The following is a 12,227-nucleotide window of genomic DNA, read 5'->3' as shown; positions in this document are numbered from 1 at the left end:
GTACGTGTACGTGTCTGCGTGTCTCCTCTTACGTCTCCTTGCCGGATTCCTGGAGGACGGACAGCACGTTTCCGGCGGGGTCCGTGAACCACGCGATCAGCGGGCCGCCGCCGCGGAAGATGCCCTTCTCGTCCGCTTCGAGGTGCTCGTACCGCTCGAAACGCACGCCCCTGCCGCTCAGCTCGTCCACCGCCGCCTCGATGTCGTCGACGGGGAAGTTGAGGATCGTGTACGTGGCCGGGGTGTGGTCGGGCTTGGGGTAGACCAGGATGTCCCGGTCACCCGCGATGTGCAGGGTCAGCAGGCCGTTCTGCTCGGACACCCGGATCCCGAGCGTCTCGCCGTAGAACTTCCTGGCCGCGTCGATGTCGTCCACCGAGAAGCCGCTGAACGCCTTCGTCGTACCGAACATGATCGCCTCCGGGGGAGTTTGCACTCGGCTGAGTTCTCACCCATAGGACCGGCGGGCGGCTGGAAACTCATCGCTCCCGTTGGTTCCCGTGCCCATTCCCGTGCCCGTTCCCGTCCACGTTTCCATCCTCGTCCTCGTCCCCGTCCCCCGCTCTACCGTCGGCGCCAGGGCAGTTCCCGCTGGTCGTCGCCGACGGCGTCCGCGCGTTGCAGTGCGGCGTTGATCGCCTCGCCGATCTCCGCGAACTGCCGCACCTGTTCGGGGGTCAAGGCGTCGAAGACGGCTCGGCGTACGGCCTCCACGTGGCCCGGGGCCGCCCGTTCCAGCAGCTCGCGGCCCTTCGGGGCCAGGACGGCGAGCTGGTTGCGGCGGTTGCCGGGGTCCTCGCGGCGGTCGACGTAGCCGGCTTCCTGGAGCCGGTTCACGGCGTGGGTGAGCCGACTGCGGGTGATCTTCAGGCGCTCGGCCAGCTCGGACATGGTCAGGGCGCCCTCCGGGGTGGAGGACAGATGGGCGAGCAGGATGTAGTCGGCATGCGTCATCCCCGCGTCGCGGCGCAGCTGACGGTTGAGATGGTCGGCCAGCAGGGTCGAGAACTCGACGTAGGCGAGCCAGGCCCGTCGTTCCTCGGGGTCGAGCCAGCGCGGCGTGGTGGACGTGGGCATGCGCCAATCCTAACCCTTGACGTTTGAATATTAAAACGTAATTGCCGCCGATAAACGGTGACGGCAGGGCCAGTGCGTGCCCTCGGTCGCCGGTGCGGCTCATCCACGGCATGGATGAGCCGGATACGGGATTCGGATCGCGCCGAGGATGGTGACCGGGCGCCGGACGACCCATAGTCGTCCGTACCCGCACGCCGCTGTCCGGACCAGCCGCCACCGTGCGGCCGCCCTCAGCATGCCGTGCGCCGTCGGCGCCCGCGAAAGGCATGCCTTCTCCCGTACACCGTCTCCTGGAGTCGCCATGCCCGGTTCCGTCCCGCCGCCGTCTCCCACCGCGGTAGACGACACCGCTCCCGCACCCTCTCCCTCTCCCGTGGCCGTCTCGGGCCCGGCGCATCTGCTGCGCGTGACCCTGCTGATGGCCGGCAGCTGTCTGCCGATCCTGGGGGCGGTGCTGATCGCCCCGGTGCTGCCGAAGATGCAGGACCACTTCGCGTCGGTGCCGGGGGCCAAGGCGCTGGTTCCCCTCGCGCTGACCGTTCCGGCGCTGGCGCTGGCGCTGCTGGCCCCGTTCGCCGGTGTGATCGTCGACCGGCTGGGCCGCAAGCGGCTGCTGATCGTGGCGACCCTGCTGTACGCCGTGTTCGGAACGGCACCGCTCTACCTGGAATCCCTGGGCGCCATCATCGCCAGCCGCGCCCTGGTCGGTGTCGCCGAGGCCGCGATCATGACGTGCTGCACGACGCTGATCGCCGACTACTACTCCGGTCACCGGCGGGTGAAGTACCTCGCCCTGCAGACCATGTGCGCCTCCGCGTCGGCGACCGCCTTCTTCGTGCTCGGCGGCGCCGTCGGCTCGGCCGGCTGGCGCATGCCCTTCTGGGTCTACGCCGTGAGCCTGGTGATCGCCCCGCTGATGGCCACCGCCCTGCCCAACCCCGCGGCCCGCGCGGCCGCCGGCGGCAAGGCCCAGGACGTGGTGCCGGACGAGGCCACGGGCGAGGCCGGGGCCGGAACCACGGACGAGGTCACGGCCCGTCGTCCGTTCCCCTGGCGGCGGATGGCGGGCATCTGTGCCCTCACCTTCTTCGGGGCGATGGTCTTCTACACGGTCCCGGTGGAGATGGCGTACCTGCTCGACGACCTGGGGGTGGAGAACTCCGGTGTGATCGGTCTGGCCACCGCCATCGCGAGCGCCGCCACGGTGGGCGGAGCGGTCGCCTTCGCCCGGCTGAAGCGCTCCCCCGACCCGATGCTGCCCGCCGTTCTCGCGGTCTGTGCGGCCGGTTTCGGGGTGATGTTCCTGGCCGGCAACGTCCCGCTGCTCGTCGTGGGAGCGGTGATCAACTGTCTGGGCACGGGCATGCTGCTGCCCGCCCTCCTCACCAGCGCCATGTCCCGCCTGGCGTTCGAGGACCGTGGCCGCGGCACGGGGCTGTGGATGGCGGCCTTCTTCGGCGGTGAGTTCGTCTGCCCGCTGGTGCTGCTCGCCGTGGAGCCGGCGGTCGGCAGCCTCGCCGGTGCGGTGGGGGTGCTGGGGCTGGTCGCCGCCCTCGTCGCGGGCGGACTGCTGGCGGCCCGTCGCCGTGCGGACGCCGTCGCTCCCCGGCCGCTGCCGGAGCAGCCGGCCTGAGCCACGGAATCCGGCGGGCCGAGAGCGCGGTGCCGACGCCGGCGCCTCGGCCGGCGCCACGGCCGGCGACTGGACCGGCGACTGGACCGGCGCCACGGCCGGTGACTGGACCGGACGGCCGAGTCGGACGGCCGAGTCGGACGGCCGGATCAGACGCCTGGGTCAGACGGCCGGGTCAGCTGTGCGCTCGCCGTCGGCTCGGACAGCCGTATCGCCGTGGTGGATTCCTCGCGCGCCCGTTTCGCCGTCTCCGATACGACGGCGGGGCGGGCGCCCCCGGTCAGAGGGCCGTACGGCCGCGCCCCCGGTCAGAAGGCCGCACGGCCTAACCCCGCTCAACCGCCGCCGCCCAGGCGGCGGCTGGCGTGCCGGTCGCCGGACACCGGTTGCCGACCGCCCCCGATCAGGGCGACCGGTGCGACGCCCGCTGCTCGTCGCGTGCGGGTTCGTCGGGGATGCCGGGGGTGCCGGAGGTGCCGCGGCTGCCGGGGGTCGTCAGGGTTGCGCCCACCTCCGCGGCCTTCTGGCGGAGCCAGATGTGGGCCGCGTCCTGGGCGTGCACCGGGTGCCACCACATCGCCTCCTGCACCGGTACGGCCTCGAAGGGGCACGGCAGGACGCGTACGCCCGCGGAGCGGACCGCTCCGCGGGCCAGGCGTTCCTGGATCATCGCGACCCGGCGGGTGCCCTCGACCATGTGGGGCAGCAACTGGAAGGTCTGCACCGAGACCTCCACCCGGGGGCTGATGCCGATCATGCTCAGCTGGCGGGCGGCCGGGGCGTCGTAGGGCCTCTGGTAGACGGCCCAGGGCAGGCGGGCCAGCTGGTCGAGGGTGATGTCGTCGCCGATCTCGGGATGGTCGTCGGCGACCATGCACAGCCAGCGGTCCTGGTGCAGGTCGACGGCGGGGAAGCCGTCGATGACGCCGTGCGGCATCAGCAGTCCGTCGACGGTGCTCAGCACGGTGGCGGTGTTCTCCACGACGGAGGGCGCCGGGTGCTGGAAGGTGAGCCGGATTCCGGGGGCCTCCCCGTGCACGGTGCGGGCGAGCGCGGCGCCGAACACGGCCGCGCCGTAGTCGGAGGCGAGCAGGGTGAACTCCCGGGTCTCGGCGGCCGGGTCGAAGTCGGCCTGGCTGGAGAAGACCCGTTCCAGCAGGTCGCAGGCGGTGGCGCTGCGGTCGCGCAGGGCGACGCCGAGCGGGGTCAGCTCGTAGGAGTTGCCGGTCCTGGCGAGCAGTTCGTCGTCGAAGTGGCGGCGCAGCCGGGCCAGTGCCGCGCTCATCGCCGGCTGGCTCAGTCCGATGCGCTCGCCGGCCCGGGTGACGTTGCGCTCCTCCAGGAGGGCGCGCAGGGCGACGACCAGATTGAGGTCGAGTCGGGACAGGTTCACCGGGCAACCACCTAGCGGGCGAGAGGCATCCACGGCGTGGATTCGGGACATCCACAGAATCGATTTCCGTGATTTGTGGATCGGGGCCAGAGTAGACCGCAACCCAGCAGGAGGACATCTCATGGCAACGCTCGCGCAACCTGCCGGCCCGTTCGCGCTCGGCACGGTCTCCGCTCCGGACGGGGAGCCGTTTCCCGGCCTCCTGGTGAAGGACCGGGTCCTCGATCTGAGCAGGGCCCTGGACCGGGCGCCGTCCGGTGTGCGTGCCGTGCTGGAGCGGTGGGAGGAGACCCTTCCCGTCCTGCGCGCCCTGGCGGACGACGACTCCCTCGACTGGCTGCCGCTGGAGGGTCTGCGCGTGCACGCCCCGCTGGAGCCCCGGCAGGTCTTCCAGTCCGGCGCCAACTACCGGCAGCACGTGATCGACCTGGAGGTCGCCCACCGCTCCCCCGACGACCCGCGCACGGTCGAGGAGGCGCGCGCGGAGATCGCCGCGCTCATGGACCGGCGGGCGGCCGAGGACCTGCCCTACGTCTTCATCGGACTGCCCAGCACCATCGCCGGCCCGTACGACGACGTCGTCCTGCCTTCCTGGGCCCGGAAGCCGGACTGGGAGCTGGAGCTGGCGGCCGTCATCGCCAGGCCCGCCCACCGGATCTCCGTCGAGGAGGCCCTGGAGTACGTCGCCGGGTACACCATCGCCAACGACCTCACCGACCGCGCCACCGTCTTCCGGCGGGACATGCCGGCCATCGGCACCGACTGGCTGCGCTGCAAGAACGCGCCCGGTTTCACCCCGCTCGGCCCGTGGATCGTCCCGGCCGAGTCGATCGCCGACCCCGGTGACCTGCGGGTCACGCTGAAGCTCAACGGCGAGGTCATGCAGGACGAGTCCACCAAGGACATGCTCTTCGGCATCGCGCGGCTGGTGTCGTACATCTCCCAGACCTCCCGCCTGCTGCCCGGCGACCTGGTGCTGACCGGCAGCCCGGCCGGCAACGGCATCCACTGGGGACGCCTGCTGCGCCACGGCGACGTCATGGAGGGCTCCATCACCGGTCTCGGTGCGCAGCGCACCCGCTGTGTGGCGGAGGGCCCGGCATGAGCCTCGACCGTCACGACCCCGAGGGCGCGATCGCCGAGGCCGCCGAGGCGTACTCCAACTGGGGGCGCTGGGGCGCAGACGACGTGCTGGGCACGCTGAACTTCCTCGACGAGGCCAAGCGGCGCGAGGGTGCCGCGCTGGTGCGCCGGGGTGTCAGCTTCTCGCTCTCGCAGTCCTTCGACATGAACGGCCCGCAGAAGGGCTGGCGCCGGCGGACCAACCCGGTGCACACCATGCTCGACACGGGCACGGACGCGGCCCTCGGCAACCAGGGCTTCCCGCACGGCATCGGCGGCGCCGACGACGTGATCGCGATGCCGTTGCAGTGCTCCACCCAGTGGGACGGGCTCGGGCACATCTTCGACCACGGCAAGGCGTGGAACGGACGCGACGCCGAGAAGGTCGTCACCTCCGACGGCGACCTCGTCACCGGCATCGAGCACATGGCTCCGTACGTCGCGGGGCGCGGTGTGCTGCTCGACGTGGGCCGGGTCGTCGGCACCGACGGCGGGCTGCCCGACGGGTTCCCGATCACCGAGGAGCACCTGACCGCGACCGCCGGGGCGCACGGGGTGAGCGTCGGCCGCGGCGACATCGTCCTCGTCCGCACCGGACAGCTCGCCCGCGCCCGGCGGGACGGCTGGGGCGACTACGCGGGCGGGCCCGCGCCGGGGCTGTCGTTCACCACCGCCGGCTGGCTGCACGGCACCGAGATCGCCGCGATCGCCACCGACACCTGGGGTTTCGAGGTGCGGCCCAACGAGTTCGAGAACGCCTTCCAGCCGCTGCACCAGGTCGTCATCCCCAACATGGGGCTGCTGATCGGCGAGATGTGGGACCTCGACGCGCTCGCCGCGGACTGCGCGGACGACGGCGTGTACGAGTTCTGGCTGACCGCCGCTCCGCTTCCCATCACCGGCGCTGTCGGCTCCCCCGTGAACCCCGTCGCCGTCAAGTAGCCGCCCGGCCGCCGGCTGCGCGGCCTCCCGGACAGCAGCGGCGCGTCCGGCCCGCACTCCCGGCGACCAGCGGCTCACCATCCGCCCACCAGCCGCACCACCGTCCCCACACCCGGCGGGCGAGCCGCACCCCGTCCCCCACACCCGGCCCGCTCCCGACAGCAAGCCGCACCCCGTCCCACCCCCGGCCCGCGCCCCCAGCGGGCGAGCCGCACCCCCGCCGCCCGAAGTCGTGCGGCCCAACCCCGGGAGGTATCCCCGACATGGCTGACCGCCCCACCCTCCCCCAGCCTCCGGCCGGGGGGACCCGCACCGTCCTCGTCATCGGCGGGGGCGCCGCCGGCAGCGCCGTCACCATCCTGCTGCGCCGCGCCGGTGTCGCCGTGGACCTGATCGAGGCCACGCCCGACTGGAACGCCACCACCGGCTCCGGTATCACCCTCCAGGGCAACGCCCTCCGCGTCCTGCGTGAACTGGGCGTGTGGGAGCGGGTGCGCGCCTCCGGCTTCGCCTTCGGCTCGCTGGGCGTGACCGCTCCCGACGGCACCGTCCTCTTCGTCGCCGAGGACATCCGGACCGGCGGTGAGGACCTGCCCGCCACCCTCGGCATGCAGCGCCCGCAGTTGCAGCGGATCCTCATCGACGCGGTCCGCGCCTCGGGCGCCACCGTCCGCCTGGGCACCACCGTCGACACCCTGGAGCAGGACGCCGACGGCGTCTCGGTCCACTTCAGCGACGGGGCCGAGGGCCGCTACGACCTCGTGGTCGCCGCCGACGGCCTGAACTCCGCCACCCGCTCCGCGATCGGCGTCACCGACAGACCCGAACCCACCGGCATGGCCATCTGGCGCGTCGCGGCCCCCCGCCCCGAGGGCGTGACCCGCACGGACCTGGCGTACGGCGGCCCGGCCTACATCGCGGGCTACTGCCCGACCAGCGAGAACACCATCTACGCCTACGTCGTCGAGGCCAACCGCGACCGCGCATCCATCGACCCGGCCATGTACGCGGACGAGATGCGGCGGCTCGCACAGGGCTACGGCGGTCTCTGGCCCGAGATCACGAAGCACATCGACGATCCGGCCGGGGTCAACTACACCTGGTTCGACCGGCACCTGGTGGAGGGGCCGTGGCACCGCGGCCGGGTGGTGCTCGTCGGCGACGCCGCCCACTGCTGCCCGCCCACCCTCGCCCAGGGCGCGGCGATGTCCCTGGAGGACGCGTCCGTCCTCGTCGAGCTGCTCACCACCCGCGACGACTGGGACGACCAGCTCCTCACCGACTACCGGGCCCGGCGGCTGCCCCGTGTCCGCATGGTCGTCGACGCCTCCGTGCAGCTCGGCCGGTGGCTGCTCGACGGGGAGCGCGACGCGGACGTACCCGGCCTGATCGGCCGCACGATGACGGCGCTGAAGGAACTCCCGTGACCGAGCCCGTGCCGACACCGACGATCGACGTGCACGCCCACCTCCTGCTGCCGGAGGTCGAGGAGGCCGTCGCCGGTCACCCCGGCCTCGCCGAGGCCCGCGCCCTCGACGCCCGCCGCAACGGGCCGGCGGCCCTGGCCGTGAACGGGCCCATGGTCGGTGAGCGTGTGCCGCCGCTGACCGACGTCGCCGTGCGCCTGGCGGCCATGGACACGGCCGGCGTGGACGTGCAGCTGGTGAGCCCCTCGCCGTCGCACTACCACTACTGGGCCGGGCCCCGACTGGCCGACCGGATCTGCCGGCTGGCCAACGAGGGCACCGCCGGGCACTGCGCGAAGGCGCCGGACCGGCTGCGCGGCCTCGGCCTGGTCCCCCTCCAGCACCCCGGACTCGCGGTGGCCCTGCTCGACCACGCGCTGGAGCGGGGACTGAGGGGCGTGGAGATCTCCTCGCACGCCCCGGCGCCCGACGGGGGCCGGGAGGTGGAACTCTCCGACCCGCGGCTCGCCCCGTTCTGGGCGCGCGCCGAGGAGACCGGCGCCCTGGTCTTCCTGCACCCGTTCGGCTGCACCCTCGACGAGCGGCTGGACCAGTGGTACCTGTCCAACACGGTCGGCCAGCCCACCGAGAACGCGGTCGCCCTCTCCCACCTGGTCTTCTCCGGCGTCCTGGACCGGCACCCCGGGCTGAGGCTGATCGCCGCGCACGGCGGCGGCTACCTGCCCACCCACATCGGCCGCTCCGACCACGCCTGGCGGGTCCGCCCCGACGCCCGAGGCTGCTCGCGGGAGCCCAGCAGCTACCTGAGGCAGCTGTACTTCGACTCCCTCGTCCACGACCCGGCCGTCCTGCGGGAGCTGGTGCGGGCCGCGGGCGCCGACCGCGTGCTGCTCGGCTCCGACTTCCCCTTCGACATGGGCGCCGAGGACCCGCTGGGCGCGCTGCGCGCCGCGGACCTGCCCGACGCCGACTTCCACGCCGTCCGTGGCGGAAACGCCGCCGCACTGCTCGACCTCGCCTGAGGAGGATCCCCCCATGAGCGACCGCCTGCTCACCCATCTGCGGCACGTCGACCTCGCCGTGCCCGACTACGACAAGCAGCTCGACTTCTACGCCGGCGTCTGGGGCCTGACCAAGGTCGCCGAGGACTCCGGCATCTCCTTCCTGGCCGCCGAGGGCTCGCCCGAGCAGTACGTCGTCCGGTTGCGCAAGGCCGACGAGAAGCGGCTCGACCTGGTCTCCTACGGGGCCGGGAGCGCGAGCGACGTGGACACCCTCGCCGAGCGGCTCCTCGCCGGTGGCGTGCAGTTGGTCTCCCGGCCGGGCACGGTGGACACCCCCGGCGGCGGTTACGGCTTCCGCTTCTTCGACATCGACGGCCGCACCATCGAGGTCTCCGCCGACGTCGAGGTCAGGCGGCACCGCAGGATCGAGGAGAAGGAGTCGATCCCGGTCAAGCTGTCGCACGTCGTGCTCAACTCGCCGGACCTCGACACGACCCGCGAGTGGTACGAGCGCCACCTCGGCTTCCGCCACTCCGACACGCTCAGCTCGCCGTACGTCGGTGACGTCATGCACTTCATGCGGATCAGCAACCAGCACCACTCCATGGCCATCGCCAAGGGCCCGCACACCTCCCTGCACCACGTCTCCTTCGAGATGCGCGGCCTCGACGAGTACATGCGCGGCTCCGGCCGGGTGATGCGGGCCGGCCACCGCAAGATCTGGGGCCCGGGCCGGCACCTGGCGGGCGACAACACCTTCACGTACTTCCTCGACCCGCACGGCAACACCGTCGAGTACACGACGGAGCTGGAGCTCCTGGACGAGGACACCTGGCACCCGCACGTCTACGACTTCTCCCAGCCCGAGGTCACCGACCAGTGGGGCACGGCGAACCCGATGAACGAACTGGTCGCCAAGGAGTCCTTCAACGACGTCGACCGCGGCGTGTTCGTCGCCCCGCCGGTCTGACGGGCCGTCCGGGCGTCCGGCCGGCCGGGTCCCCCGTCACCGGGGGCGCGGCGATCCCCTGTCACGCCCTGACCGCCCGCCGAGCCCCCGGCTGTCCGAGCCCGCCCCCGCCCTCACGCCCCCGACGCCCCCAGGAACCCGCCCATGCGTTTCGCCACCTACGAACACCGCGACCGGCACCGTGTGGCCGTCGTCGACGAGGACGGCACGCTCCGCCCCCTGCCCGGTGTCCACTCCCTGACCGGGCTGCTCGCCGAGACGGGAGGCCTGCCCGGACTGCTCGCGGCGGGCTCGGAGACGCTCCACGTCCCGGCCGGCCCCCACGTCGGCGAGGTACGGCTGCTGCCGCCCCTCCAGCCGCCCACCGTCCGGGACTTCGTCACCTTCGAGGAACACGTCGAGGGCGTACGGCGGTCCGTGGACGGCGCGGCCGGGGTGCCGCAGCGGTGGTACGCGGCGCCGACGTTCTACTTCGGCAACCCCTACGCGATGTACGGCCCGCACGACGACGTCCCCGTGCCGCCGGGGTCGGGCGTGCTCGACTTCGAGCTGGAGGTCGCCGCCGTGATCGGCGGGGAGGGCCGCGACCTCACCCCCGAGCAGGCCCGGGACCACATCGTCGGCTACACCGTCTTCAACGACTGGTCGGCCCGTGACCTCCAGTCCGCCGAGATGAAGGTCGGCCTCGGCCCGTGCAAGGGCAAGGACACCGCGACCACGCTGGGCCCGTACCTGGTCACCGCCGACGAGCTGGAGCCGTACCGCGACGCGGACGGTTTCCTGCGGCTGGCGCTGACCGCCGAGGTCAACGGGCGGGTGGTCGGCGAGGACCTGCTGTCCAACATGAGCTGGACCTTCGAGGAGATGGTCGCCTACGCCTCGCGCGGCACGGTCGTCCGCCCCGGCGACGTCCTCGGCTCGGGCACCTGCGGCAACGGCGGCTGTCTCGCCGAGCTGTGGGGCGTACGAGGCACCCGGGACCCGGCGCCGCTGGAGCCGGGCGACACGGTGACGCTCACCGTCGAGGGCATCGGCACCGTCTCCAACACCGTGGTGAGCGGTTCCCCTCCCGTGCCGGTCCCCGCCGCCCGGCGCCGCCCGCGGGAGCGGCCGTGACCGGCCCGCACGCCCAGCGGCTGCTCGGCAGGGTCGTCGTGGTCACGGGCGCGGCCGGCGGTCAGGGCGCCGCGGAGGCCGAGGCACTGACCCGCGAGGGCGCCCGGGTCATCGCCACCGACGCGGCCAAGGCGCCCGGCTGCCGCCGGCTCGACGTCACCAGCGAGCAGGACTGGGCGCGGCTCGCCACCGAACTGCGCGCGGCGTACGGGCAGGTGCACGGGCTGGTCAACAACGCGGGCGTCACCTGGCGCGCCCGGATCGACGACGTACGCCCCGAGGACATGGCCCGGGTCCACGCGGTCAACGTCACCGGGCCGCTGCTGGGCATCCAGCACCTGGTGCCGCTGATGCGGGCGGGGGCGTCGATCGTGAACGTCGGTTCGTCGGCGGCGCTGACCGCCCACTACCCCGTCGCGTACACCGCCAGCAAGTGGGCGCTGCGCGGCCTGTCGAGGACCGCCGCCATGGAGCTGGGGCCGCGCGGCATCCGCGTGAACACGATCCATCCCGGCTTCGTCGAGACCGCGATGACCGCCTCCGCCGCGCCCGCGTTCCGGGAGGCGAACCTGCGTGCGACGCCGCTCGGCCGCACCGGGACCGTCGACGACATCACCCCGCTCGTCACCTTCCTCCTCTCCGACGACTCCGCCTTCGTCACCGGAGCGGACATCCCGGTCGACGGCGGCCTCACCGCGCACGGCGGCGCCATGCCGATCTCGGACGCCCTGCGCCCGGACGGCTGAGCGGCAGCGATGGACGACAGAAAGGTTCTCTCCCCCATGGACAAGGTCCGCGCGAGCGCCGCCGAGGCGGTCGCCGACATCCCCGACGGCGCGTCGCTGGCCGTCGGCGGCTTCGGCCTCAGCGGCATCCCCGACGTGCTCGTCCGGGCCCTGCACGAACAGGGCGCGACCGGCCTGGAGGTGGTGTCGAACAACTGCGGCGTGGACGGCCGGGGCCTGGGCGTCCTGCTGACCGACGGACGGATCGCCCGCGTGACGGGCAGTTACGTGGGCGAGAACAAGGAGTTCGCCCGCCAGTACCTGTCGGGCGAACTGGAGGTGGAGCTGGTGCCGCAGGGCACGCTGGCCGAGCGGCTGCGCGCCGGTGGCGCGGGCATCCCCGCCTTCTACACCCCCGCGGGGGTGGGCACCCAGGTCGCCCGCGGCGGACTGCCCTGGCGCCACGCGGCCGACGGCTCGGTCGCCGTGGCCTCGCCGCCCAAGGAGACCCGCGACTTCGCCGGCCGCCGTCACGTCCTGGAGCACGGCATCACCACCGACTTCGCCCTCGTACGGGCCTGGCGCGGCGACCGCCACGGCAACCTGGTCTTCCGCGGGTCGGCGGCCAACTTCAACCCGGTGGCCGCCATGGCGGGCCGGATCACCGTCGCCGAGGTGGAGGAACTCGTCGAGCCGGGCGGCTTGGGCCCGGACGGGATCCACCTGCCCGGCGTCTTCGTCCAGCGGGTCGTGGCCCTCACTCCCGCCGAGGCCGCCGACAAGCACATCGAGAAGAGGACCGTACGCGCATGACCACC

General features: G+C 73.0%; 12 protein-coding genes. 9 read left to right on the top strand and 3 right to left on the bottom strand.

Features of this window, described 5'->3' with window-relative positions; all coding sequences use genetic code 11:
* Positions 1-28: 28 nt before the first annotated feature.
* Both ACF1A1_RS07350 and ACF1A1_RS07345 read right to left on the bottom strand, forming a co-directional pair.
* Entirely contained in the window at positions 29-412 is a 384-nt protein-coding gene (locus ACF1A1_RS07350; protein ID WP_391646337.1) for a VOC family protein, read from the bottom strand.
* 152 nt (positions 413-564) lie between these two features.
* Positions 565-1,077: a MarR family winged helix-turn-helix transcriptional regulator gene (locus tag ACF1A1_RS07345; RefSeq protein WP_391646335.1), complete on the bottom strand. Its 513-nt coding sequence runs from the start codon at positions 1,075-1,077 to the stop codon at positions 565-567.
* A 301-nt stretch (positions 1,078-1,378) separates the two neighbouring features.
* On the opposite strand from ACF1A1_RS07345, the gene ACF1A1_RS07340 reads away from it, so the two are divergent.
* Positions 1,379-2,710: an MFS transporter gene (locus tag ACF1A1_RS07340; RefSeq protein ID WP_391646333.1), complete on the top strand. Its 1,332-nt coding sequence runs from the start codon at positions 1,379-1,381 to the stop codon at positions 2,708-2,710.
* A gap of 403 nt (positions 2,711-3,113) precedes the next feature.
* On the opposite strand, the gene ACF1A1_RS07335 is transcribed toward ACF1A1_RS07340, so the two are convergent.
* The gene (locus ACF1A1_RS07335) at positions 3,114-4,103 is read right to left on the bottom strand and encodes a LysR family transcriptional regulator (protein ID WP_391646332.1); all 990 of its coding nucleotides are present in this window, start codon (positions 4,101-4,103) and stop codon (positions 3,114-3,116) included.
* Between the two features lie 121 nt (positions 4,104-4,224).
* Between ACF1A1_RS07335 and ACF1A1_RS07330 the strand changes: the two genes are divergently transcribed.
* The 8 genes from ACF1A1_RS07330 (at position 4,225) to ACF1A1_RS07295 (ending at position 12,222) form a co-directional block, all read left to right on the top strand.
* Positions 4,225-5,208, top strand: coding sequence for a fumarylacetoacetate hydrolase family protein (locus tag ACF1A1_RS07330; protein WP_391646330.1), 984 nt, complete (start codon positions 4,225-4,227; stop codon positions 5,206-5,208).
* The gene (locus ACF1A1_RS07325; RefSeq protein WP_391646328.1) at positions 5,205-6,167 is read left to right on the top strand and encodes a cyclase family protein; all 963 of its coding nucleotides are present in this window, start codon (positions 5,205-5,207) and stop codon (positions 6,165-6,167) included. Before ACF1A1_RS07330 ends, ACF1A1_RS07325 begins: the two co-directional genes overlap by 4 nt.
* A gap of 263 nt (positions 6,168-6,430) precedes the next feature.
* Entirely contained in the window at positions 6,431-7,594 is a 1,164-nt protein-coding gene (locus ACF1A1_RS07320; protein WP_391646326.1) for an FAD-dependent oxidoreductase, read from the top strand.
* Entirely contained in the window at positions 7,591-8,616 is a 1,026-nt protein-coding gene (locus ACF1A1_RS07315) for an amidohydrolase family protein (protein ID WP_391646324.1), read from the top strand. The genes ACF1A1_RS07320 and ACF1A1_RS07315 overlap by 4 nt, the downstream gene beginning before the upstream one ends.
* Positions 8,617-8,629: 13 nt before the next feature.
* A complete protein-coding gene (locus ACF1A1_RS07310) occupies positions 8,630-9,568 on the top strand; it encodes a VOC family protein (RefSeq protein ID WP_391646322.1) in 939 nt (312 codons plus the stop codon).
* A gap of 144 nt (positions 9,569-9,712) precedes the next feature.
* Positions 9,713-10,684 (top strand): fumarylacetoacetate hydrolase family protein, encoded by a 972-nt coding sequence (locus ACF1A1_RS07305; RefSeq protein WP_391646320.1) that lies wholly within the window; start codon positions 9,713-9,715, stop codon positions 10,682-10,684.
* Positions 10,681-11,430, top strand: coding sequence for an SDR family NAD(P)-dependent oxidoreductase (locus tag ACF1A1_RS07300; RefSeq protein WP_391646318.1), 750 nt, complete (start codon positions 10,681-10,683; stop codon positions 11,428-11,430). Before ACF1A1_RS07305 ends, ACF1A1_RS07300 begins: the two co-directional genes overlap by 4 nt.
* A 36-nt stretch (positions 11,431-11,466) precedes the next feature.
* Positions 11,467-12,222, top strand: a complete 756-nt coding sequence (locus tag ACF1A1_RS07295) for a CoA transferase subunit A (RefSeq protein WP_391646427.1) — start codon at positions 11,467-11,469, stop codon at positions 12,220-12,222.
* The last annotated feature ends 5 nt before the right edge of the window (positions 12,223-12,227 follow it).

It is taken from the genome of Streptomyces sp. NPDC014995 (genome assembly GCF_043080745.1).
Classification (GTDB): domain Bacteria; phylum Actinomycetota; class Actinomycetes; order Streptomycetales; family Streptomycetaceae; genus Streptomyces.
This window is presented reverse-complemented; position numbering and strand designations above follow the sequence as displayed.